20 protein-coding genes are annotated in these 24246 nt (G+C 36.9%); 11 read left to right on the top strand and 9 right to left on the bottom strand.

Annotation, left to right across the window (positions count from 1 at the left end):
* The first annotated feature begins 231 nt into the window (after positions 1 to 231).
* From rpsO to K3248_RS02420, 3 genes are all read left to right on the top strand, one after another.
* Entirely contained in the window at positions 232 to 501 is a 270-nt protein-coding gene (gene rpsO / locus K3248_RS02430) for a 30S ribosomal protein S15 (RefSeq protein WP_220716770.1), read from the top strand.
* 237 nt (positions 502 to 738) lie between these two features.
* Positions 739 to 2940: a polyribonucleotide nucleotidyltransferase gene (gene pnp / locus K3248_RS02425; protein WP_220716769.1), complete on the top strand. Its 2202-nt coding sequence runs from the start codon at positions 739 to 741 to the stop codon at positions 2938 to 2940.
* Between the two features lie 70 nt (positions 2941 to 3010).
* Positions 3011 to 4009: a class I SAM-dependent methyltransferase gene (locus K3248_RS02420; RefSeq protein WP_220716768.1), complete on the top strand. Its 999-nt coding sequence runs from the start codon at positions 3011 to 3013 to the stop codon at positions 4007 to 4009.
* Positions 4010 to 4028: 19 nt separating this feature from the next.
* Here the strand turns inward: K3248_RS02420 and hslU are convergent, their stop codons facing one another.
* Together hslU and hslV are read right to left on the bottom strand one after the other, a co-directional pair.
* Entirely contained in the window at positions 4029 to 5339 is a 1311-nt protein-coding gene (hslU, locus tag K3248_RS02415; protein WP_220716767.1) for an ATP-dependent protease ATPase subunit HslU, read from the bottom strand.
* A gap of 27 nt (positions 5340 to 5366) precedes the next feature.
* The gene (hslV, locus tag K3248_RS02410; RefSeq protein WP_220716766.1) at positions 5367 to 5921 is read right to left on the bottom strand and encodes an ATP-dependent protease subunit HslV; all 555 of its coding nucleotides are present in this window, start codon (positions 5919 to 5921) and stop codon (positions 5367 to 5369) included.
* A gap of 222 nt (positions 5922 to 6143) precedes the next feature.
* On the opposite strand from hslV, the gene K3248_RS02405 reads away from it, so the two are divergent.
* From K3248_RS02405 to K3248_RS02390, 4 genes are all read left to right on the top strand, one after another.
* Positions 6144 to 7133 (top strand): asparaginase, encoded by a 990-nt coding sequence (locus K3248_RS02405; RefSeq protein ID WP_220716765.1) that lies wholly within the window; start codon positions 6144 to 6146, stop codon positions 7131 to 7133.
* Positions 7134 to 7289: 156 nt separating this feature from the next.
* Entirely contained in the window at positions 7290 to 8234 is a 945-nt protein-coding gene (gene coaA / locus K3248_RS02400) for a type I pantothenate kinase (protein WP_220716833.1), read from the top strand.
* A gap of 13 nt (positions 8235 to 8247) precedes the next feature.
* On the top strand, positions 8248 to 9621 hold the full coding sequence (locus K3248_RS02395; RefSeq protein WP_220716764.1) for a leucyl aminopeptidase family protein: 1374 nt from the start codon (positions 8248 to 8250) through the stop codon (positions 9619 to 9621).
* 143 nt (positions 9622 to 9764) lie between these two features.
* Entirely contained in the window at positions 9765 to 10628 is an 864-nt protein-coding gene (locus K3248_RS02390; RefSeq protein WP_220716763.1) for a C40 family peptidase, read from the top strand.
* A gap of 922 nt (positions 10629 to 11550) precedes the next feature.
* On the opposite strand, the gene mutT is transcribed toward K3248_RS02390, so the two are convergent.
* From mutT to K3248_RS02375, 3 genes are all read right to left on the bottom strand, one after another.
* The gene (gene mutT / locus K3248_RS02385) at positions 11551 to 11964 is read right to left on the bottom strand and encodes an 8-oxo-dGTP diphosphatase MutT (protein ID WP_220716762.1); all 414 of its coding nucleotides are present in this window, start codon (positions 11962 to 11964) and stop codon (positions 11551 to 11553) included.
* Positions 11965 to 12092: 128 nt separating this feature from the next.
* Entirely contained in the window at positions 12093 to 13331 is a 1239-nt protein-coding gene (gene argJ / locus K3248_RS02380; RefSeq protein ID WP_220716761.1) for a bifunctional glutamate N-acetyltransferase/amino-acid acetyltransferase ArgJ, read from the bottom strand.
* A 112-nt stretch (positions 13332 to 13443) separates the two neighbouring features.
* Positions 13444 to 14397 (bottom strand): peptidylprolyl isomerase, encoded by a 954-nt coding sequence (locus tag K3248_RS02375; RefSeq protein ID WP_220716760.1) that lies wholly within the window; start codon positions 14395 to 14397, stop codon positions 13444 to 13446.
* Positions 14398 to 14819: 422 nt separating this feature from the next.
* On the opposite strand from K3248_RS02375, the gene secA reads away from it, so the two are divergent.
* The 4 genes from secA to prmC all read left to right on the top strand — a co-directional run bounded on the left by secA (position 14820) and on the right by prmC (position 20103).
* A complete protein-coding gene (gene secA / locus K3248_RS02370) occupies positions 14820 to 17537 on the top strand; it encodes a preprotein translocase subunit SecA (protein ID WP_220716759.1) in 2718 nt (905 codons plus the stop codon).
* A 10-nt stretch (positions 17538 to 17547) separates the two neighbouring features.
* Entirely contained in the window at positions 17548 to 17970 is a 423-nt protein-coding gene (locus tag K3248_RS02365) for a Fur family transcriptional regulator (RefSeq protein ID WP_246588219.1), read from the top strand.
* A gap of 190 nt (positions 17971 to 18160) precedes the next feature.
* The gene (gene prfA / locus K3248_RS02360) at positions 18161 to 19240 is read left to right on the top strand and encodes a peptide chain release factor 1 (RefSeq protein WP_220716757.1); all 1080 of its coding nucleotides are present in this window, start codon (positions 18161 to 18163) and stop codon (positions 19238 to 19240) included.
* Positions 19237 to 20103 (top strand): peptide chain release factor N(5)-glutamine methyltransferase, encoded by an 867-nt coding sequence (prmC, locus tag K3248_RS02355; protein WP_220716756.1) that lies wholly within the window; start codon positions 19237 to 19239, stop codon positions 20101 to 20103. The genes prfA and prmC overlap by 4 nt, the downstream gene beginning before the upstream one ends.
* Here prmC and nrdF read toward each other — a convergent pair.
* From nrdF to nrdH, 4 genes are read right to left on the bottom strand one after another with little or no spacing between them, the layout of a single operon-like run.
* A complete protein-coding gene (gene nrdF, locus K3248_RS02350) occupies positions 20100 to 21074 on the bottom strand; it encodes a class 1b ribonucleoside-diphosphate reductase subunit beta (protein WP_220716755.1) in 975 nt (324 codons plus the stop codon). The two genes, prmC and nrdF, sit on opposite strands and share 4 nt — an antisense overlap.
* A gap of 11 nt (positions 21075 to 21085) precedes the next feature.
* Entirely contained in the window at positions 21086 to 23236 is a 2151-nt protein-coding gene (gene nrdE / locus K3248_RS02345; RefSeq protein WP_220716754.1) for a class 1b ribonucleoside-diphosphate reductase subunit alpha, read from the bottom strand.
* Entirely contained in the window at positions 23218 to 23616 is a 399-nt protein-coding gene (gene nrdI, locus K3248_RS02340; RefSeq protein ID WP_220716753.1) for a class Ib ribonucleoside-diphosphate reductase assembly flavoprotein NrdI, read from the bottom strand. Before nrdI ends, nrdE begins: the two co-directional genes overlap by 19 nt.
* Positions 23616 to 23840 carry a glutaredoxin-like protein NrdH gene (gene nrdH / locus K3248_RS02335; RefSeq protein ID WP_220716752.1) on the bottom strand — a complete coding sequence of 75 codons (225 nt, stop codon included), beginning with the start codon at positions 23838 to 23840 and terminating at the stop codon, positions 23616 to 23618. Before nrdH ends, nrdI begins: the two co-directional genes overlap by 1 nt.
* Between the last annotated feature and the right edge of the window lie 406 nt (positions 23841 to 24246).

Below are 24246 nucleotides of genomic sequence, written 5' to 3'. Positions count from 1 at the left end.
TTCTTTAAAAACTTTTTATAAAATACTCTCAAAATCAATATTTCTAAAAAACCTTTTGCTAAAGAAGAACTTCTGAATGTTTTCAAGGACTAGTATTTTTGTCTTCTTTCTTATATAAGAGCCAAAGTGAATAAGAGTCTTTAACTCTTTTTCTTTTTTCGTAGACCCTTGCTGGACGACATCTCGGCTGTGGGTGTCTTTTGTTTATTCGTTTTTTGAAAGGATAATACGATGTCGATTACAGCTGAACGTAAACGAGCTCTTGTCGCAGAATATGCAAATAAAGTTGGTGATACAGGATCACCAGAAGTGCAAATTGCTGTACTTTCTGAACGTATCTCTAATTTAACTAATCATTTTAAATCTCACAAAAAAGATAACCATTCTCGTCGTGGTCTTTTAAAAATGGTCTCTCAACGCCGTCGTCTTCTTGATTACCTTAAAGGAATTGACCCAAATCGTTATCAAACCCTTATTAAAAGATTGGGTTTACGTCGTTAAAGGAAAAGTAAATGGGTGGTATTTTAGAAAATCCGCCCATTTTTTAGCTTGCTTCTTTTTACTAAAAGCCAGTAAATAAGCGTCATGGGGCAGGATTGCTAGTTACTTCGTGTTAAAATAGTATATTACTCCTTCTCTATTTTTACAGGAATACAGAAGTGTCTTGTTATCCTGCCCATAGCTTGAAAATATGCTACGCAAAACCAGAATGTGAATACTGGTCATTAAGGATAAAAAATGTTTAAAACGCATAAGATTGAAATTGAATGGGCCGGTCGGCCACTTACCCTTGAAACGGGAAAAATAGCGCGTCAAGCTGATGGTGCAGTCATCGCCACTTATGGTGAAACTATTGTATTAGCAACCGTTGTATCAGCCAAAACCCCAAAACCGGATCAAGATTTTTTTCCGCTTACCGTTAATTATCAAGAAAAATCTTATGCTGTTGGTAGAATACCTGGTGGTTATTTAAAACGTGAAAGTCGACCAACTGAAAATGAAACGTTGATTTCACGTTTGATTGATCGTCCTATTCGCCCTCTCTTCGCGGATGGTTATAAAAATGATACACAAGTTATTGTTTCCGTTATACAGCATGATCTTGAAAATAATCCTGATATTCTTGCAATGATTGCATCTTCTGCCGCATTAACTCTATCAGGTGTTCCTTTCATGGGACCCATTGCTGGTGCCCGCGTTGGTTACTGTAATGGGCAATATATTCTTAATCCTCACATCGATGAGATGCCCGAATCAAAACTTGATCTTGTGGTAGCTGGAACAGACAGTGCTGTGTTAATGGTTGAATCAGAAGCACAAGAATTACCAGAAGATATCATGTTGGGGGCTGTTATGTTTGGGCATAAAGGCTTTCAGCCTGTTATTGATGCTATCATCAAACTTGCCGAAGTTGCCGCAAAAGATCCACGTGATTTTATTCCTGAAGATCTTTCTGATCTTGAAATAGCGATGCGGGAAATGGCTGAAAAGGATATACAAAAAGCTTATACAATTACTGATAAGCAAGAACGCTACGCAGCAATCGATACACTGAAAACAGCAGTTACCAACAAATTTATGCCAAATACAGCAGAAGACTGTCAATTTACGACAGATCAAATTGCAACTGTTTTCAAAAAGTTACAAGCAAAAATAGTTCGTCGCAATATCCTTGATACAGAAAAGCGCATTGATGGACGTGATCTTTCAACAGTCCGTCCAATTCAATCAGAGGTTGGTATTTTACCTAGAACACATGGATCTGCACTCTTTACTCGCGGAGAAACACAAGCCATTGTCGTAACAACATTAGGAACAGGTGAAGATGAACAATATGTCGATTCTTTAACAGGTATGTATAAGGAAACCTTCCTTCTCCATTATAATTTCCCACCATTTTCAGTAGGTGAAACAGGGCGTCTTGGTTCTCCTGGTCGTCGTGAAATTGGACATGGAAAACTAGCGTGGCGTGCACTTCATCCTATGTTGCCAACAAAGGAAGCCTTTCCCTATACCATTCGTGCTGTTTCAGAAATCACCGAATCAAATGGATCTTCTTCAATGGCAACAGTTTGCGGAACTTCACTTGCTCTTATGGATGCTGGTGTTCCTCTAGCACGCCCTGTTGCTGGTATCGCTATGGGCTTAATTAAAGAAGGTGAACGCTTTGCAATTCTCTCTGATATTTTAGGAGATGAAGATCATCTCGGCGATATGGATTTTAAAGTTGCTGGGACAGAAAATGGTATTACTGCTTTGCAAATGGATATCAAAATTGATGGTATTACTGAAGAAATTATGAAAATCGCACTTAAACAAGCCAAAGATGGTCGAATTCATATTCTTAACGAAATGGCAAAAGCTTTAACCAACGCACGTGATGAATTGAGTAAATTTTCTCCGCGAATTGAAGTTATGAATATTGCTGTTGATAAAATCCGCGATGTTATCGGCTCTGGTGGCAAAGTTATTCGAGAAATTGTGGAGCAGACAGGAGCAAAAATTAATATTGAAGATGATGGAACTATTAAAATCGCTTCTGCTGATGCAAAAACAATCGAAGCAGCAAAACATTGGATCCATTCAATTGTTGATGAACCTGAAGTTGGTGTTATTTATCAAGGCACCGTTGTAAAAACAGCAGAATTCGGAGCATTTGTAAACTTCTTTGGTTCAAGAGATGGACTTGTTCATATCTCTCAGCTTGCCTCAGAACGCGTCACAAAAACAACAGATATTGTTAAAGAAGGTGATAAAGTCTGGGTAAAATTAATGGGATTTGATGAGCGTGGTAAAGTGCGATTATCGATGAAAGTTGTAAATCAGCAGACAGGTGAAGAGATTACAGGAGACAAATCAATAAAAGAAGAACAAGAAAAATGCATGGATGAAAAAAATAAATCCGAAAATAAGCGTCGCCGTAAGAAAAAAGAAGAGTAATCTCTTCTTTTTTCTATAACATGAAATGCCATCCTAATATGAGTGTGGCATTTTTTTTAAAGAGGCACATATGTTATTATTTTTGCCTTTTGAAAAGCATGAACTTCCATATCCTGATCCAAATCAATATTGGCTTAGTTTTGGATTAACAGAGATTCCTCCTCCAAAGTGGATAAAAAACTTAAAAGTTATAACGTCTTGGAGACCGGATTTTTTAAAGTTTTCTCATGCTCAATTTTCCTGCTCGCCCCAAATAGATAAAAGTTTTATCTATGATGGTGCATTTTTGTATTTAAGCAAATATCGTGGTTTGAATCAAAATCATTTTCTTGATTTATTAGAATGTATAAAACCTGGTGGATGGATTGTTATTGGTGGAGACAAAACTGTTGGCGCTGCTTCAATGATGAAATGGGTTAAAACAATTGTTCCTGTCTGTGATAAATTATCTAAAAATCATGGACTTGTTTTCTGGCTTAAAGTCCCCCAGAAGATAGAGAGAGAAAAAATTGCACAATTGCGCGCACCACCACTTGCTTTTGAAAATAAATTTCAAACAGCCCCTGGTATGTTTTCGCATGGTCGCATTGATCCAGGATCTGCCGCACTTACTCTACATATGCGTGAGGTTATTTCCGGAAAAACTGCAGATTTTGGAGCTGGTTGGGGTTTTCTTTCTCACGCTGCACTTGAAAGAAGTGACAAACTAACAACTCTTGATCTTTATGAAGCTGACTACAATGCTTTAAATGCTGCCAAACAGCACCTCAAATCCGTAATAGCACCTTGTCCAATTCATTTCTATTGGCATGATCTTATACAGGAACCGATAAAGAATCTATATGATACAATTATTTCAAACCCGCCATTTCATACCCAACAAAAAATAGATATTGCATTAGGACAGCATTTTATTATCAATGCAGCAAAATCTTTAAAGCCCGGTGGCAATCTGCTTCTTGTTGCTAATCGCCACCTCCCTTATGAAACACTTTTAAAAGATATTTTTCAAACAGTTCTGATACATAAAAAACCTCATGGATTCAAAGTAATCCACGCACACCTTTAATACAAAACACGTGATAAATTTAAAGAATAAAACGCGAGAGATCAATATCAGCAGCAAGATCACCTATCGATTTTTTGACATAAGCAGCATCAATTTTAAACGATGTTCCAGCTTTATCCGGCGCAGTAAAAGAAATTTCATCTAAAACACGCTCCATCACCGTTTGCAAACGACGCGCTCCTATATTTTCAATCCTTGCATTCAAATCTACAGCAATATCTGCTAAAGCATCAATTGCATCATCAGTAATTTCTAAATGCACTTCTTCAGTTGCCATTAAAGCAATATATTGCTTAATCAGGCTAGCCTCGGGTTCAGTTAAAATACGTCGTAAATCTTCCCTTGTTAAAGCATTTAGCTCTACGCGGATAGGCAAACGTCCCTGAAGTTCTGGTAATAAATCAGATGGCTTAGAAACATGAAATGCTCCTGATGCAATAAAAAGGATATGGTCTGTTTTTATTTGCCCATATTTTGTAGCAATTGTTGTTCCTTCAACCAAAGGCAAAAGATCTCGCTGAACACCCTCACGCGAAACGGCAACACTTGCCCCACCATCTCGCGTTGCAATTTTATCAATTTCATCAATAAAAACGATTCCGTCATTTTCAGCAACACGAAGTGCTTCTTGAATAATTTGATCCTGGTCAAGAAGTTTTTCAGATTCATCATCAATAAGTGGTCTAAAAGAATCCTTTACTGTCATTTTGCGAACCTTTGTACGATTCCCCATTTTGCCAAAAATTTCTGACAAATTCATAATTCCCATTTGCGCACCAGGCATTCCAGGGATATCAAAGGTTGAAGCACTATTACTATTATTATCAGCTATTTCAATTTCAATCTCTTTCTCATCCAATTCTCCTTCACGCAATTTTTTACGAAAACTATCACGGGTATTAGGACTTGCTGTCTTACCAACAAGAGCATCCAAAACGCGCTCTTCGGCATTAGCATGCGCTTTTACCTTTACTTCATCCCGTTTCTTTTCACGCACAAGGGAAATAGCAATCTCAACAAGGTCACGAATAATTTGTTCAACATCACGCCCTACATACCCAACTTCAGTAAATTTAGTCGCTTCTACTTTAACGAAAGGTGCTCCAGCAAGTTTTGCTAATCGACGCGCTATACCCGTTTTTCCAACACCTGTTGGTCCTATCATCAAAATATTTTTTGGCATAACCTCTTCACGCATCGGACCATCAAGCTGTTGTCTACGCCATCGATTGCGCAATGCAATTGCTACAGAACGTTTAGCATCATTTTGGCCAATGATAAAACGATCAAGTTCAGAAACAGTTTCACGAGGGGAAAATACAACACACATTCACATAGCTTTCTCTAAAGAAGATAATTATACATCCAATGTTTCAATTGTAAAATTATCATTGGTGTAAACACAAATTTTAGCGGCAATATCCATTGCTTTACGGGCAATGGTTTCTGCATCCAAATCCATATCCATAAGTACCCTTGCAGCTGAAAGAGCAAAATTGCCCCCCGAGCCTATTGCCATAACCCCGTCTTCTGGTTCTAAAACATCACCAAGCCCTGTTAAAGCTAAAGTTACATTCTTATCAGCCACAAGCATCATTGCTTCAAGACGACGTAAATAGCGATCTGTTCTCCAATCTTTTGCAAGTTCTACACATGCGCGCATAAGCTGATCAGGATATTGCTCAAGCTTTGTTTCTAATCTTTCTAATAAGGTAAAAGCATCTGCTGTAGCACCTGCAAAACCAGCAATCACTGCTCCACCCTTCCCAATGCGACGCACTTTACGTGCATTACCTTTCATAATCGTTTGCCCTAGTGAAACTTGACCATCACCGGCCATTACGACTTTGCCACCTTTTCGTACAGTAACAATTGTTGTACCATACATTATGTCTGGCTTATGTTCTGCCATAAGGAAACTCCTTAATATTGACTTTTCACTTTAAATATGGATTTCTTTTTACCAAATGTAAAATCCAATCAATATTGTCTTATTTAAGAACACATACCGAAAAACACAATGTCTTAACATCATTCAATTTACTGAAATAAAAAAAATGCGTGCATTGTTGTCAATAAAAATTGTTGCTAAATAACTTTATATAAACAGTTTGTACTTGTGGGAGGAAAAATTATGAAAAAAATAGCCATAGGAACACTAGGCGGAACAATTGCAATGGCTGCTGACAGTTTTGGCAAAATGCAACCAACTTTAACCTCAGATATACTTATTAAAAATGTTCCTGATCTAAATAACATTGCTGATATTCACGCGCAAACATTAATGCAAATGCCAAGCGGATCCTTCTCTTTTAATACTCTTTTCGAAATCATAGAGTGGGCAACACAACAAATAAAAGATGGTGCAGAAGGTATTATTTTAACCCAAGGAACTGATACACTAGAAGAGACGGCTTTTTTTCTTTCTCTTTACTGGAATAAAGCAGAACCACTTATTATCACAGGTGCTATGCGCATACCTCACGAAGCTGGAGCAGATGGACCTGCTAATATCTTAGCAGCAACGCGTGTCGCTGTTCATCCCCAAAGCCGTAACAGAGGTGTTTTAGTTGTCATGAATGATACTATTCATTCACCTTATTGGGTTCAGAAAAGCCATACAGTAAAAATTGAAACATTTCAGTCAGGTCTTGCAGGCACTTTAGGGACTATTTTGGAAGGAAAAGTGATTTATTTCAATGATCGAAAATTCTTCCCAACAATATTTGAACTGCCTAAAAACTATGATCATCAAGTCGCACTCCTCTACTGTTCTCTATCTTCTGATACAAATTTAATACAATTCTGTCTTGAAAGTGGGTATTATGCTGGGCTTGTTATCGCTGGTTTTGGCTCAGGACATTGTAGTTTTCAAGCAACAGATATTATAAAGAAATATACGCACAAAATGCCCATTATTATTGCTAGCCGTTGTTGTAACGGCTCAACAACGCGTGCCACTTACGGCTATAAAGGCTCAGAAGTTGATATGATTGCCTCTGGAGCCCTCATGTCAGGTTATTTATCAGCCGTAAAAGCACGTTTACTTTTATGGGCCTTTTTAGCGCAAGGTATTTCACTGGAACAAATCAACAATCAATGGAATGATTGGACTATCAGCTAATAAAAGATTATCTTTTATATAACTTTTAAAGAAAAGAACATTTAAAATAAAACAGCTTGTCTGTCTATTACATTGCCACAGAAAAACATCCCGATAATATAGATGATTGATACGACCCTCTCAAAAATTCATCAGGAAAATAACCTGATAAAATCCATTTCTGATAGATATTCACCCTATCATATTTTTACTGCACAAGAGTGGTCGCAGTTTCGTGCAGATACACCACTTACTCTGACCTTTGACGAAATTAAACGTTTACGGTCAATGAATGATCCAATTGATCTTGAGGAAGTACAGCGTATCTATCTTTCCTTATCACGTCTTCTCTCATGTCATGTTGAAGCAGTACAGGAACTTTTCCGAAAACGTCAACAATTTCTCCATCAAAAAGGAAGCAGAAAAACGCCTTTTATCATTGGAATTGCTGGCTCTGTGGCAGTAGGAAAATCAACTACTGCTCGCATTCTTCAAGAGCTTTTAAAACGTTGGGCATCTAATCTTAAAGTGGATTTAGTTACAACTGATGGTTTTCTTTATCCTAACGCTATCTTAGAGCAAAAAAATCGTATGAATCGTAAAGGATTTCCTGATTCCTATGATATAAAAAAGTTACTGAGTTTTCTTTCTGCTATCAAAGCAGGTGTTGGTCATGTGCATGCTCCCCTTTATTCACATATAACTTATGATGTTCTAGAAAATCAAACAATGCTCATTGACCGTCCTGATATCTTAATTGTTGAAGGGATTAATGTACTGCAAGTTAATGACCTTCCTAAAGATGGAAAAATCATCCCATTTGTTTCAGATTTTTTTGATTTTTCAATCTATGTGGATGCTGAAACGGACATTATTCATCGCTGGTACTTGGAACGCTTCAAACGTTTGCGTAAAACAGCTTTTCAAAATCCTGAATCTTATTTTCATCGTTATGCACTCCTTAATGAAAAGGAAGCTTTAAAAATCGCTGATGACCTTTGGCAAACGATTAATTTGAAAAATTTACAGGAAAATATATTACCTACACGGCCACGATCTAACCTTATTCTACGAAAGGGAAAAAACCATTTGGTCGAGTATGTTGCACTTCGACGATTATAAGGATCTTATCAATATGACTCTACATCAAATTCATTTTACCTCAACGCCTGTTAACAATAGTTGTCCCATTTTTTTGCTTAACCAAAGAAATCTTGCAGACTTATCTCTCGACGCATCAACAACAGCATGGATGAAAGTTCATGATTTTACAGCTAAAGCAGGACAAATACTCTTCATTCCTCATGAAACAGGGCATTTAAAAAAAGTTTTCTTTGGCATTGGTAACGGTGATGAACCTTTTATCACAGGACTCCTTGCTAAAAAACTTCCCGCAGGTCAATGGTATTTAGAAGGAGACACCTCTCATGAAATCAATAGCTATCTTGGACTTGCATTAGGAAGCTATCAATTTAATCGTTATCGTCAAAATACCTCCTGCAAGTCATTATCGTTCTACGTTAACGATATGGTTGATCTTAATGAGCTTCAACGCCTTTATGAAACAATCTTTTTTGTTCGTGATCTTATCAATACTCCAGCAAATGATATGAATCCTGAAAGCTTAGAGCAAAAAGTACGCCAACTGGGTAAAAATTATGGTGCGCATGTTACAAGCATTTGTGGAGACGATCTCTTAACACATAACTTTCCCATGATTCACGCAGTAGGACGCGCCAGCAGTACTGCCCCTCGTCTCATTGAGCTACACTGGGGACAAGAAGATCACCCTAAAATAACATTGGTTGGTAAAGGTGTAGCCTTCGATACTGGAGGGCTTGATATTAAATCAGCCCAGAGTATGTCACTTATGAAAAAAGATATGGGAGGAGGAGCACATGTTTTAGGATTAGCTAAACTTATCATGGATGCTAAATTACCCTTTCGTCTTCGTGTATTGATTCCTGCTGTTGAAAATACAATTTCTGCGAATTCTTACCGACCAGGTGATATTCTCCAAAGTCGTAAAGGCTTAAGCGTTGAAATTGGCAATACAGATGCTGAAGGACGGCTTATCCTTGCCGATGCATTGACCTATGGTGATGAAGAAAGCCCACAATTCATGCTTTGTATGGCAACGTTAACAGGAGCAGCGCATATTGCATTAGGACCAGATCTTCCAGCATTTTATTGTAATGATGCAATATGGGCCCAACAGATTTCTCAATCTGCGCATGCGGTTTCTGATCCTCTTTGGCAAATGCCTCTTTGGAAACCCTATAAAGAAATGTTATCTTCACCAATTGCCGACCTTAATAATATAACTGGAAATCATTTTGCCGGCTCTATAGTTGCTGCTTTATTTCTTAACTCTTTTGTTGAAAAAGCTAAGCATTTTGCGCATTTTGATCTTTATGGGTGGGTTCCAAAAGAAAAGCCCGGCTACCCTGTTGGTGGATCTGCACAAGTTATTCGTGCTCTTTATAATCTTTTTAAAAGTTCATCTTGACACAAAATATCCGTAAAGATGGACAAATCTGCAATTTTAAGAATGGCTGCTTATCACTATTTTATATGAAGATGTAAAATTCTAAAAAATATAATTTTCATGTATCTGCGTAAAGAGAAAAAGCTAAAAACCGAAGGTGAAAAATGATCTCTAAAGATCCAAGGTTGTATGCATTCAGAGATGATCTTGCAGATCAACGTCTTGAAACAGAAGTTACTGCTCGACGCTTTGTTCAAGGTAAAAAAAGACGTGTTAAGACAGCTGTTGCAGGATTGTTTAAAGAAAATAATAAAAAAAGCGCAAGACAAACAGAGTGCTTATTCGGAGAAGAACTCCTTATCTTTGAACAAGGAAAAACTATGTCGTGGGGACAATCACTCAAAGATGGTTATGTCGGTTATATCGATACTAAGGCTCTTTGTACATCAACCATAAAACAAACACATGTCGTTTCAGTACCGCGTACTTTTCAATATTTACAAGCTGATATACATGGTCCAATAGAAACGTCCTTATCCATGGGAAGCAAAGTTAGTGTCATAGATGAAACTGAAATCCATGGCACACTATATTCCATCCTTGAAAAGGGAAAAGCAATCATTACCCGCCATCTTAGTCCTATTGGACGCGTATATGAAGATTATGTCAAAGTTGCAGAAACTTTAATACGCACTCCTTACCTTTGGGGTGGGGCCAGTGGTTTTGGAATTGATTGCTCAGGGCTTGTCCAGCTTTCTATGATGATGACTGACCAGATGGTTTTGCGCGATACTGACATGCAGCAAGAAACCATAGGCAGCCCCCTTAAAGACGATGACAATCTTAAACGAGGCGATTTAGTTTTTTGGAAAGGTCATGTCGCTATTATGATTGATCATAAAAATGTTATTCATGCCAGTGGTTTCTCCATGGACGTGATGATTGAACCCTTAGAAGATGTAATCACACGCACTTCTCAGCATCATCAGTATCCTATAGCAAAACGTCGTCCTATTCAGGAGATATAATGCATATTTTATATGGGAATAAACAATTTATTTCTAGTCCCTATACTCTTCCATGAAATTATACAAATCGTAGCACACCGCTAAGCATATATGAATAAAACACATTTTTATAAACTTATTTATATGCGCGGGTCATTTACCATTTTCTCTTTTCCTAAACTTCATATTTAGCATTTATTTCCCCTTTTTCATCAATATTCAATGGTAAAATAAACAGAATGGTTTACTAAATGACTTTCACTCAAATCCTCTCTTCAAGATATTAACTTTTTAAATAATACTCTCTTATATAACTTGAATCATAAAAATCGATACTGTCATATTTTATATGGGATGCTTGTACTTTTAATAGAATGAGAAAAAAGGTTCGTGTATTCATTTTAGAAAAATACTAAACTATGAAGGAGAAGATATCATACAACTTTACCATTTTCTCATAGTTTTCAAAGATATAAAAATAATATCTTTTAGTACTACCTATAATGTATAATATGACACATATTCCTTTTTTATATTTATAAACGTATAAAGCCAACCTCACTTTATTTGGCTTTTTCTTACATATTTTCTTTACTCTTAATACATAGTGCATACATATTATTTGTTTCATCTATACTATAAAGACTTACCAAATTACACACTAGTCCTCACTGATCTGTCATAGAACGCTTTTCTGCTTTAAAGACGGTTTGTATAACAGATTATGAAGATGTATAATATCAGGAAGAAAACTTTATGCAGTGTATTTATGAATTAATATCTTAGCATAGATAACACATCACATTGTTGTAAAAAAGAAAAACTCTCATAACAACCATCATACTTTTTTGGGAAAGCCGCTTCTTGAAGCCTCTTTCTCATAAATGTTTTATACTACAAAGCATCCTATTCTTGGCTGCGATACCTTCTGCTCAAACACACATTAAAGAAGAAAATTTTTCAATATTTTAACCAATGGCTTATCAGCATCAGGCATAGGATATTTATCAAGATCTCTTATAAAAATCCATTTTAAATTTTGCCCTTCTCGTCCTTTTGGCACCCCCTCATAATGATAACAAAGATATAATGGCATTAAGAGATGAAATGTCTCATAACCATGACTTGCAAATGTTAAGGGTAATAAATTATTTGCTTGAACATGCACCCCAAGCTCTTCCTCTAACTCACGAATTAACGATGCCTCTGGAGTTTCACCTTGTTCAACCTTTCCACCAGGAAACTCCCATAATCCAGCCAATGACTTTCCTTGAGGACGTTCTGTAAGCAAAATGCGATTTTCTTGATCTAACAATGCGCATGCAACAACAAGAAGAAGAGAGCTTTTTAGATGCATATCGCTCTCCAACAAAGATCATTGCCCCTTCTCTTATAAAAATCTCCTCTACAATAAAAAAAGATCAAATATTTCACCCTCTCTGAGAACATAGATAAATATCCAATATCATATTTACAACATATCTGTTAACTTCTGTAATCACTATTGATGATAACGTACTCTTTCGTTAAATCACAAGACCAAACTGTTGCCTTACCAATGCCCAAACCAATATCCACACGAATTGTAATGTGTTGCTCTCTCATATAAGCAGCTATGGTTTCTTCACAATACTCAGGATCTCGTTCGCCATTGACTGCTAAACGATGTTCTCCAAACCAAATCGTCAACAGATCACGATCCACTTCAACCCCTGCTTTACCAACAGCCATAACTACGCGTCCCCAATTCGCATCTTCACCAGCAATTGCTGTTTTTACAAGAGGTGAGTTTGCAATTGATAAAGCAATAATCTTAGCAGCACTATCTGTTGTTGCGCCAATTACATTTACTTCGATTAAATGACGGGCTCCTTCACCATCACAAACCACTTGTAATGCAAGTTCACGTAACAGTGTACTTAATTGTTCCAAACATATCTGGTAACGTGGATCAGATTTTTGCGTAAGAGATGGAAAGCTTTTTTTTGCTTTTCCTGTCGCAAACATCATTAAAGTATCTGATGTGGAAGTATCATTATCAACAGTAATCGAATTAAAAGAGCCCTTAACAGCCTCTGATAGCATAGATTGGAGTATATCTGAAGAAATAGCTGCATCACTGACCACAAAGGAAAGCATCGTTGCCATATCTGGAGCTATCATACCAGCACCTTTTGCGATCCCATTCATGGTTACAGTCACTCCTCCACAATCAAATTTGCACGTAGCAAGTTTTGGAAATGTATCAGTCGTCATAATAGCTTTTGCTGCTTCTAACCAATCTCCTTCTTTTGCTGTTTTGGCCATAGTTGGTAAAAGATTAACAATAGTCGACGCTTCCATCGGCTCACCAATCACACCTGTAGAGGCTATAAAAATTTCATTTTCTTTTACATTTAAAGCACGAGCCGCTGCACACATTATAGCATTTGTTGTATGCTTTCCTTTGCGTCCTGTAAAAGCATTTGCGTTTCCAGAATTAACCACAATTCCCCTCGCAACCCCATGGGGAAGTGATGCCCGACAATGCTCGACAGGAGCAGACGGGCATTTTGAACGTGTGAAAACACCTGCCACACTTGCCGGTGCATCAAATATAATGAAAAGAAGATCCGTACGACCTTTATACTTAATCCCAGCTTCAGCTGTTGCTATCCGTACACCAGATAATGGCGGCAAATCTTTTATATTTTTAGGAGATAAAGGGGATATCGTTAAAACCACAATATATTTTCCATAAAAAATAAATAAAACGATTATAGATCAATAATCCATTATAAAACAGCCAAGCTTTTTGAATAAAATAAATTTATTAAATTGCCTAGCTTTAAAAAGACTATTCTTCTTCTTCATCTGTAGTTTCATCTGGAAGCGGCGATGGTTTATCTTGCTCCAGCGATTGTATAAGTTTTTCAACCTCAGGATCAGGATATTTCACATCTATCGTACTGCGTAAATCAGTCATCAGTTTTTGATAGCGCTCTTTTATCAGTTGCGTACGCAATATCTCTTTAACATCATCAAAGAGAGGAGGCTGTTTTAAACGACGATCTTCCAACTTGATAATATGCCAACCAAAAGGACTTTCAACAGGCTTTTTCGTGTATTCACCAATCTTCAGAGCAAACACTGCATCTTCAAAAGGTTTAACCATCTGACCATGGCTAAAATAACCAAGATCTCCCCCAACAGCAGCGGAACCATCTGTCGAGTGTTTTTTTGCAATCTCTTCAAAACTTTCACCCTTATTTAAACGCTTGATGATAGCTTCTGCTTCTTGTTTCGTTTTGACCAAAATGTGTCGCGCTTTAACCTCATCCTCTTTAGGTAAAGCAGCAACTTCTTTATCATAAAGAGTTTTTAAATCAGTATCTGAAATTTGATCAACAACTGTCTGTTTAAAATAAAGCTGCTGAAGAACGTTATCACGCATAATTGCCATCCGTTTATCAAAAGCTTCAGTTTTATCAATGCCTTTGCTTATTGCTGCTTTCGCCAATGCCTGCATATCTATATAAGCTTTTAAGACCATTACACGGCGCTGTTCATCAGGAAAACGCGCTAAATTAGGATTTATTTCAAGTGCCAGCTCATCCAGTTGCCCTGCGGTAATATTCTTACCATCAATAACCGCCATAATATGAGAGGGAGAAATAACTTTTTCAGAAGTTTTCTCCAAAGTTTTTAAATCATTCGACTCAGAATTTAAACTTTCTTGGGCTACCACTCCCAAGCTCGTACTTGCTAATAAAGTCGATGCTAAAAACAACATGATAAAGTTGAACTTCATAAATATACTCCTTAAAAACGAAGATGTGTTCAAAATTTTTATTTTTTACCTTAACACTTTAATCTCTAAACAGAGATAAATAAATCTGTAATTTTATTTAAAAAGTACAAATTTATCCTTTTATATTTATTGACTCTACCCCATCTAATGTTATTGAAAGTATGATAAGAGCAGAAAATGACATATTGTATCCTAAATGACTCTGTATTGTATCAACAAAATCGTATCCTTAAAGTTGACACAGTGCATTTCGCCTCTTATCTCTTATCTATAATTAAAAGTAAAAAATTGCACACCAGCAAGTATAATGATAGCATCTACATCCAGTTATTTATATGAGATGTCTTGGAGGGTAATGAAGTATAGGGATAGTATATGAAGTACCCAAAAAGAGTAACAACAATTAAAAGAAAGGGCCAGGGATGGTCGGTTTAGGTGTTTTTGCACGTAAATTTTTTGGTTCAGCTCATGAGCGACGCATTAAAAATCTTCGCCAAAAAGTTGTAAAAATTAATGCTTTGGAAGAAGAGTTCCAAAAATTAAGTGATACGCAACTCAGCCAAAAAACGGATGAATTTCGTAAACGTCTCACTGAAGGTGAAAACGTTGATTTACTTTTACCAGAAGCTTTTGCAACTGTGCGTGAAGCAGCAAAACGTGTTTATGACATGCGTCCTTTTGATGTACAGCTCATCGGTGGAATGGTACTTCATGACTGTGGTATTGCTGAAATGCGTACTGGTGAAGGTAAAACCTTAATGGCAACTTTGCCAATTTATCTCAATGCCTTAGAAGGAAAAGGGGTTCATGTCGTTACAGTAAACGATTATCTTGCTGGTCGTGATGCTGAAACAATGGGAAGAATCTTCAGTTTTCTAGGACTTACAACGGGTGTGATACTTCATAACCTTGATAGTGATGCTCGCCGTGCTGCTTATGCATGTGACATCACTTATGCTACAAATAATGAATTAGGTTTTGATTATCTACGTGATAATATGGCTTTTGATCGTAGTCAAATGGTTCAACGTGGACATCATTATGCAATTGTCGATGAAGTCGATTCTATCCTTATCGATGAAGCTCGTACCCCTCTTATTATTTCTGGTCCTCTAGAAGATCGCACAGATTTCTATAATCTTATTGATACATTTATCCCTACTTTAACTTCTGACGATTATGAAATAGACGAAAAACAAAAAACAACAACTTTTACTGAAGTAGGGACTGAAAAAATTGAAAAAATGCTCGAAAAAGCTGGGCATCTTAAAGGTGAAAGTCTTTACGATATAGAAAATGTTGCTATTGTTCATCATATCAATAATGCTCTAAAAGCTCATAAGCTATTTGTCCGTGATAAAGATTACATTGTTCGAAATGATGAAATTGTTATCATCGATGAATTTACAGGCCGCATGATGCCAGGACGGCGCTATTCCGAAGGACTTCATCAAGCCCTAGAAGCTAAAGAGCATGTTGCTATTCAACCAGAAAATCAAACTCTTGCTTCTATCACTTTCCAAAATTATTTCCGTATGTATAGAAAACTATCTGGAATGACAGGAACAGCCACAACAGAAGCCGAAGAATTTAATAATATTTATGGGCTTGACGTTGTAGAAGTCCCTACAAACTTACCAATACAGCGTCTTGATGAAGATGATGAAATTTATCGAACAGCAGAAGAGAAATATCGTGCTATTGTGCAGGATATTCGTCAAGCACACGAAAAAGGACAGCCTATTCTTGTTGGAACAACTTCTATTGAAAAATCGGAACAATTGGCAGAACGTTTACGAAAAGAAGGCATTTCTGATTTTAGAGTCTTAAATGCTCGCTACCATGAACAGGAAGCATATATTATTGCACAAGCAGGTGTTCCTGGAGCGCTTACCATCGCAACAAACATGGCTGGTCGTGGTACAGATATACAGCTTGGCGGAAATGTCGAGATGCGTATCCGACAGGAATTACAAGATGTGCCTGAGGGATCAGAGCGGACAGCTAAAGTTGAAGAAATAAAAAAAGATGTAAAAAAACTCAAAGATAAGGCATTAGCTGCTGGTGGTCTTTACGTCATTGCGACTGAACGTCATGAAAGTCGTCGTATTGATAATCAGTTACGTGGTCGTTCTGGTCGCCAAGGTGATCCTGGTCGCTCAAAATTCTTTCTTTCACTTCAGGACGATCTCATGCGTATCTTCGGCTCTAACCGTATGGATAGTATGCTACAAAAATTGGGACTAAAAGAAAATGAAGCCATTATCCATCCATGGATTAATAAAGCTCTCGAAAAAGCACAAAAAAAAGTCGAAGCACGCAACTTTGAAATTCGTAAAAACTTGTTAAAATATGACGATGTCATGAATGATCAGCGTAAAGTTATTTTTGAACAGCGTATGGAGGTCATGAACGCGGATGATTTAACAGAGATGATTCTTGAAATGCGCCATGAAGTGGTTGAAGATCTCGTAGAAACCTATATCCCATCTGGGACATATTCTGAAAAATGGGATGTGAATGCTCTACAAAAAGAGCTTCATCAACTTTTTAATCTTGAGCTTCCTGTCGAAAAATGGGCTAAAGAAGATGGAATTGCTGAAGAGCAAATTTTAGAGCGTGTATCAGATGCTATTACTCAACTTGAAAATGAACGTACTGAACGCTACTCTCCAGAAATCATGGCTTATTTCCATAAAGCTGTATTACTTGAAACTATTGACATGTTATGGCGTGAACATCTGGTAAGTTTGGACCATTTACGTTCTGTTGTGGGTTTTCGTGGTTACGCACAACGTGATCCACTCAACGAATATAAAACAGAATCATTTGAACTTTTTCAGGCTATGCTCAGAAATCTGCGTAGAATTGTTATTTCTAAACTTATGCGTTTTGAGATCATTCAGCAACCTACGGAACCGCCTATAACTGAAAATATTGATGCTGATTCTTCAGCTTTTGATGACAAAAATAGAGGAAATAGCCCCACTTTATGGGCGCGTTCACAAGAAAGTAAATTTGTTAATCCGAGAGACCGTGATCCAAATGATTTAACCACATGGGGAAAAGTAGGACGTAATGAACGTTGTCCTTGTGGTTCGGATAAAAAATACAAACACTGTCATGGAGCTTTTGTTTGAACAGTAAGCAATGAAGATGAATAAAAAGCGAAATTACGAGCAAGAATTGCGTACTGCAGGCTTGAGAGTAACACGTCAAAGACGCATTATTCTTGATATTTTGACAGATACAAATGATCATCCAAATGCATTTGAAATTTTTCAACGTGCTCATAAAGTAGATTCTAGTATTTCACTCTCAACCGTTTATCGAACTATGAAAACATTAGAAGGAAACGGGACAATTCACCGCCATACTTTTAGTGGTGGACCATCTCGTTTTGAGCAAGCAGATAGGCAACATCATGATCATCTCATTGATGTAGAAACAGGGCAAGTTATTGAATTCCAATCTGATCTCATTGAAAAGTTACAAGCAGAAATTGCCAAATCTCTTGGCTATGATATTATTCACCATCGTCTTGAACTCTATGGAAAAAAACATAACTCTTAAGAAGCTGATTTTATATGTATTCAAAAACTCCTTCATGCATATCAAATTTTATACAAGTTTATCTTAAAAACTTATAGTTTTTATTGGAAAGAAAGTTTTTCTGTTTTATTACCCTTTTTTATAGAATGCTCTAAAGCACTCAATTGCTATTATAACAACAAAAATATTATCACAAATTTAGGCCTATATTATGGTTTCTTTGCCACAAGATCGTATGAAACAGCTTGAAAAGCGCTTTGAAATAATTGAAACGCAAATGGCAAATAGCCCCAATGCTGAAACATATGTAAAATTAGCTTCCGAATATGCAGAATTACAGCCCATTGTTCATTCTATACAAGCGTTAAATGCTCTCTACAAAGAAATTACAGAGCTAGAAACAATCATAAATGATAAATTGACGGATATAGAAATGCGTCATCTTGCCCAAGAAGAGCTACCATTACTTTCTCAGAAAATGGAACAACTTCAGCAAGAACTGCAAATTCTTCTTTTACCTAAAGATGTTGCCGATGAAAAAAGTGCCATTATTGAGATTCGAGCAGGAACAGGCGGATCAGAAGCAGCACTCTTTTCTGGTGATCTTTTTCGTATGTACGAGCGTTATGCCAATTCTCATAACTGGAAAGTAGAGATTGTCTCACTCAGTGAGGGAGAAATTGGTGGATATAAAGAAATTATTGCTACCATTTCAGGAAAAGGTGTCTTTTCTAAACTAAAATTTGAATCAGGCGTTCATCGTGTACAACGCATCCCTGAAACAGAAACAGGAGGACGTATTCATACATCTGCTGCTACCGTTGCAGTCCTTCCAGAAGCTGAGGAAATTGATATTGAAATCCGTCCAGAAGATATTCGCATTGACACCATGCGTGCCTCTGGAGCAGGAGGGCAGCATGTCAATACAACTGATTCAGCTGTACGCATTACGCATATTCCAACAGGGATTATGGTTGTACAAGCCGAAAAATCACAACACCAAAACCGAGCACGCGCACTCCAAATTTTACGCGCACGTTTATTCGATATTGAACGACAAAAAGCGGAAAATGAACGTTCTGCCTCTCGTAAAAACCAAGTAGGATCTGGTGATCGATCAGAACGCATTCGTACCTATAACTTCCCACAAGGACGTGTTACAGATCATCGTATTAATCTTACTCTCTATAAGCTTGATCGCATCTTAGAAGGAGATCTTGATGAACTTATTCATGCGCTCATCTCCGATCATCAGACAGCACTCCTAACGGAAATGGATAATAATGAATGAATCCTCATACTCTTCGCAATGCAATTTTGAAAACACAAAAAGAATTGTGTGAGCAAGGAATTTCTGAAGCAAATCTTGATGCAAAAATACTCATTGAATGGATCACAAATACAAATCTATCTGATAGAATTCTTCAACCAGATATGTATCTATCTTCTAAAGAAATTGCACAATTAGAGCATGCTATACAACGCCGTATTGCTGGTGAACCTGTTCACCGTATTATAGGAACAAGAGAATTTTATGGCATTTCTTTCGCACTTTCTCAAGATACATTAGAACCACGTCCCGATACAGAAACACTCGTAGATCTTATTTTACCACTCCTCAAAAAACATGGTGAGAAATCAGAAAAAATAACATTACTGGATATGGGAACAGGAAGTGGCGCTATTGCCATTGCAATCCTTAAACACATTCCTCAATCCTATGCAGTGGCTGTTGATATTTCTGAAAATGCTCTCAAAACAGCTACAAAAAATGCACAGAGTGTAAATGTAATACATCGCTTTACACCTCTTCTTAGCGATTGGTTTGATGCTGTTACCGGTCAATTTGATCTTATTATTTCCAATCCACCTTATATTCCGGAAAAAGATATCCCATATCTTGCAAAAGAAGTACGGTTATATGATCCGCTGCACGCTCTGATTGGTGGAAAAGATGGTCTTGATTTTTATCGAAAACTTTCTGATAAAGCGGCCAAATATCTGAAAGAAAAAAGCTATGTTGCTGTTGAAATCGGTTACTCTCAAGAAAAAGAAGTACGCAACTTGTTTGAAAACAATGGTTTCAAATGTCTCGAAATGCGCAAAGACTTAAGTGGTATCCCTCGCGCACTTCTTTTTGCACATAACTATTAAAACGCCCAATCATCATCTGTCGTAGCAACAGCCTTACCTATGACATAAGAAGAACCCGCTCCTGAAAAAAAGTCATGATTCTCATCAGAATTTGGGGATAGAGCTGCCAGAATAGCGGGATTAACACGACAAACTTCAGGAGGAAAAAGTACTTCAAAACCTAGATTCATTAAAGCCTTATTCGCATTATAATGTAAAAAGATTTTAACATCCTCTGTTAATCCAAGAGCATCGTAAAGATCTTCAGTATATTTGCACTCAATATTATAAAGGTCAAAGAGTAGATTAAAAGCAAAGTCTTTTATTTCCTGCTTTTTCACCGCATCAAGTTTTGCAAATCCTAATTGAAATTTATAGCCTATATAATAACCATGAACTGCTTCATCACGGATGATGAGTCGAATTAAGTCGGCTGTATTTGTCAATTTAGCGCGACTAGCCCAATACATAGGCAAATAAAACCCAGAATAAAATAAAAAACTCTCCAGAAAAGTTGAAGCAATTTTTTTCTTGAGTGGATCACTTCCTTCATAACGTTCAAGCACTAATTTAGCTTTTTTTTGCAAATGGCCATTTTCTTCTGACCACCTAAACGCATCATCAACTTCCACCGTCGAACATAAAGTTGAAAAAATAGAAGAATAAGAACGTGCATGAACCGCTTCCATAAAGGCAATATTTGTTAATACTGCCTCTTCATGCTCTGTTATCGCATCAGCAAGCAGTGAAATAGCCCCTACAGTGTTTTGAATTGTGTCTAGAAGCGTTAACCCTGTAAAAACACGAATCGTTAGTTTTCGTTCTTCTTCTGTCAAACTTGCCCATGAAGGAATATCATTAGAAAGTGGGACTTTCTCTGGCAACCAAAAATTTCCCGTTAAACGATTCCAAACTTCAAGATCTTTCTCATCATGCAATCTATTCCAATTGACAGCGCAAACAACAGGATTTTTTGTTGTAATCTTGGTCATATCATTATCTCCTATAAACTGCACGAAACACAACCATCCACTTCTGTTCCACTCAATGCTATTTGCCGCAGTCTTACATAATAAATGCTCTTTATGCCTTTTTTCCAAGCATAAATTTGCGCGCGGTTAATATCACGTGTGGTCGCTGTATCAGGAAAAAATAATGTTAACGAAAGACCCTGATCAACATGCTGTGTAGCAGCCGCATAGGTATCAATAATTTTTTCAGGACCAATCTCATAAGCATCCTGATAAAAATTCAAATTCGTATTATTCATGTAAGGGGCCGGATAATAAACACGTCCAATTTTTCCCTCTTTGCGAATTTCAATTTTTGAAGCAATAGGATGAATAGAAGAGGTCGCGTGATTAATATAGGAAATAGATCCAGTAGGAGGAACAGCTTGCATATTGCGATTATAAAGGCCGTACTCAATAACGCTTTTTTTGAGTTCCTGCCAATCTTTTTTATTTGGTATAGCGATATTATTCCGTACAAAAAGCTCTCGCACAAGCGCAAATTGTGGTTTCCACTCTTTCTCAATATATTTTGTAAAAAAACGACCATCCGCGTAAGCAGATTTCTCAAACCCCACAAACACCTCTTTACGTTCACGTGCAATCAAATTGGAAGCACGTATTGCATGATACGTTACAGTATAAAAATAGATATTCGTAAAATCTATTGCTTCTGGGGATCCATAATAAATCTGTTCGCGTGCTAAAAAACCATGCAAATTCATTTGTCCCAAACCAATCGCATGACTTTCCGCATTGCCTTTTGCAATGGAGGGCACACAAGCAATATTGCTCATATCAGAAACAGCAGTAAGAGCACGAATAGCAGCTTCTACCGTTTGCCCAAAATCACGGCTTTCCATAGCTTTTGCAATATTCATTGAACCAAGGTTACAGGATATATCATTTCCAACTGTTCGATAGCTCAAATCCGTCTCTAGTTCACTCGCCTCACTCACTTGCAAAATTTCTGAACATAAATTGCTCATACTTATACGTCCAGCTATTGGATTAGCTCGATTAGCAGTATCTTCGAACAAAATATAAGGATAACCCGATTCAAATTGGATCTCAGCCAAGGTTTGAAAAAAAACACGTGCATTTATCTTCTTTTTACGAATCCTTGCATCATCAACAAAAGATCGGTAATGCTCCGTCAAAGAAATATCACTAAAGGGTTTTCCTGTAACACGCTCAATATCATAAGGTGAAAATAAATACATATCCTCATTATTGCGTGCAAGCTCAAAAGTAATATCAGGAATAACCACACCAAGCGAAAGTGTTTTGATTCTGACTTTTTCATCAGCATTCTCACGCTTTGTATCTAAAAACTTCATAATATCTAAATGGTGCGCATGCAAATAAACAGCGCCTGCTCCCTGTCGTGCACCAAGTTGATTGGCATAGGAGAAGGAATCTTCCAAAAGTTTCATCACAGGTAATACACCTGAAGACTGGTTTTCTATTTGCTTGATTGGCGCTCCTGCTTCTCGCAAATTTGTTAAACAAAGTGCTACACCACCACCACGTTTTGAAAGTTGCAAAGCCGAATTGACCGCACGACCTATCGATTCCATACTATCTTCAATGCGCAATAAAAAACAAGATACCAATTCGCCACGTTGTTTTTTCCCAGCATTTAAAAATGTCGGTGTTGCAGGTTGAAACCGTCCTGTGATAATTTCCTCCATAAATATCTCAGCAAGAGATTTATTTCCTTGGGCTAAATATAAGGACACAAGACAAACACGATCTTCATAACGCTCCAGATAACGCTTTCCATCAAAAGTCTTTAATGTATAGCTAGTATAGTATTTAAATGCGCCTAAAAAAGTAGGAAAACGAAACTTAAATGCATAAGCGCGTTTAAAAAGCTTTTTTATAAAAGAAAAATCATAAAGCTCAAATAAAGCTTTTTCGTAATAATTTTCCTCTATTAAGTAATTTATTTTTTCCTTCAGATTATGAAAGAAAACCGTGTTTTGATTAACATGCTGAAGAAAATACTGCCGTGCTGCAAGTCTATCCATATCAAATTGAATATGACCATTTTCATCATAAAGATTAAGCATCGCATTCAGTGCATGATAATCCATGGCTTGACCTAATTTTTGTGACTGTTCTATATTGATTGTTTCCAAAATTTTTCCAATCCCTTTTTTACAAAAATAACGTCCTCATCAGTTCCACGCAGCTCAAAACGGTAAAGGCAAGGTATACAACATTTTTCAGAAATGATCTTGCTTGCTAAACTATAATAACGACCAAAATTACGATTCCCACCACCAATAACACCACGAATTAACTTGCGATTCTCATTTTCATTAAGAAAATGAATAACGGCTTTTGGCACAGCCCCTTTCCCTTCACCATCTGCATATGTAGGAACAACCAATACATAAGGTTCTTTAACTAATAAAGAGGGCTTTTTTTTATCAATTTTGAAAAGTCGTTGACCAAGCTGCAAGACAAAATGTTCTGTATTACCCGTTGCACTCGAATAATAAACAATAAGCCCCATTAAACACAAAGACCACTAATCATATCTGGTCTAAAACCGGACCAATGACTTTCACCACAGACAACTACAGGAACCTGCCGATATCCTAAAGATTGAACAAAACTATATGCTTGTTCATCACAGGAAATATCAACAACACGATAATGAATGCCTTTAGCATCAAAAGCTCGGCGTGTAGCATCACATTGGACGCACGATGGTTTGCTATAAATAGTAATAGACATTTTCTTTAACTTTCATAATCCTAAAAAATCAACCCTAAAAGAGTTAATTCTAATAAATTTCATAGATACTCAAGAATAACAAAAAAACAGCAATTGTACGCAAACGCGTGTAGCTATACTCTCGTTCAAATAACATATAGCTTTCTGAATAGAACAGAAGTCCCCATCACATATTTTACACGTTATGATGAGAATAAATGATTATTCTACAACTTAAATGGTACAATTCCCCAGTTATAAAATAATCTTTTGTTTGCATTACAATTCCCTCCTGCAGTCTAAAACGAACGACTCTTTAAATATCTTCAAAAGCCGTTTTACAATAATTTGGTTTTACTCATTTCATGATAAAACATGACAAAAAATTAATTTACAAAAACGAAAGGAAATTCCTCCTAAAGAGACA

It is taken from the genome of Bartonella raoultii (assembly GCF_019659805.1).
GTDB classification, from domain to species: Bacteria; Pseudomonadota; Alphaproteobacteria; order Rhizobiales; family Rhizobiaceae; genus Bartonella; species Bartonella raoultii.
Note: the sequence above shows the minus strand (reverse complement) of the source record. Positions and strands in the feature narration are given on the sequence as shown.

Coding starts and splice junctions, on each gene's coding strand:
- rpsO (WP_220716770.1), top strand. CDS start 232: ATGTCGATTACAGCTGAACGTAAACGAGCTCTTGTCGCAGAATATGCA.
- pnp (WP_220716769.1), top strand. CDS start 739: ATGTTTAAAACGCATAAGATTGAAATTGAATGGGCCGGTCGGCCACTT.
- K3248_RS02420 (WP_220716768.1), top strand. CDS start 3,011: ATGTTATTATTTTTGCCTTTTGAAAAGCATGAACTTCCATATCCTGAT.
- hslU (WP_220716767.1), bottom strand. CDS start 5,339: ATGTGTGTTGTATTTTCCCCTCGTGAAACTGTTTCTGAACTTGATCGT.
- hslV (WP_220716766.1), bottom strand. CDS start 5,921: ATGGCAGAACATAAGCCAGACATAATGTATGGTACAACAATTGTTACT.
- K3248_RS02405 (WP_220716765.1), top strand. CDS start 6,144: ATGAAAAAAATAGCCATAGGAACACTAGGCGGAACAATTGCAATGGCT.
- K3248_RS02395 (WP_220716764.1), top strand. CDS start 8,248: ATGACTCTACATCAAATTCATTTTACCTCAACGCCTGTTAACAATAGT.
- K3248_RS02390 (WP_220716763.1), top strand. CDS start 9,765: ATGATCTCTAAAGATCCAAGGTTGTATGCATTCAGAGATGATCTTGCA.
- mutT (WP_220716762.1), bottom strand. CDS start 11,964: ATGCATCTAAAAAGCTCTCTTCTTCTTGTTGTTGCATGCGCATTGTTA.
- K3248_RS02375 (WP_220716760.1), bottom strand. CDS start 14,397: ATGAAGTTCAACTTTATCATGTTGTTTTTAGCATCGACTTTATTAGCA.
- secA (WP_220716759.1), top strand. CDS start 14,820: ATGGTCGGTTTAGGTGTTTTTGCACGTAAATTTTTTGGTTCAGCTCAT.
- K3248_RS02365 (WP_246588219.1), top strand. CDS start 17,548: ATGAAGATGAATAAAAAGCGAAATTACGAGCAAGAATTGCGTACTGCA.
- prfA (WP_220716757.1), top strand. CDS start 18,161: ATGGTTTCTTTGCCACAAGATCGTATGAAACAGCTTGAAAAGCGCTTT.
- prmC (WP_220716756.1), top strand. CDS start 19,237: ATGAATCCTCATACTCTTCGCAATGCAATTTTGAAAACACAAAAAGAA.
- nrdF (WP_220716755.1), bottom strand. CDS start 21,074: ATGACCAAGATTACAACAAAAAATCCTGTTGTTTGCGCTGTCAATTGG.
- nrdI (WP_220716753.1), bottom strand. CDS start 23,616: ATGGGGCTTATTGTTTATTATTCGAGTGCAACGGGTAATACAGAACAT.
- nrdH (WP_220716752.1), bottom strand. CDS start 23,840: ATGTCTATTACTATTTATAGCAAACCATCGTGCGTCCAATGTGATGCT.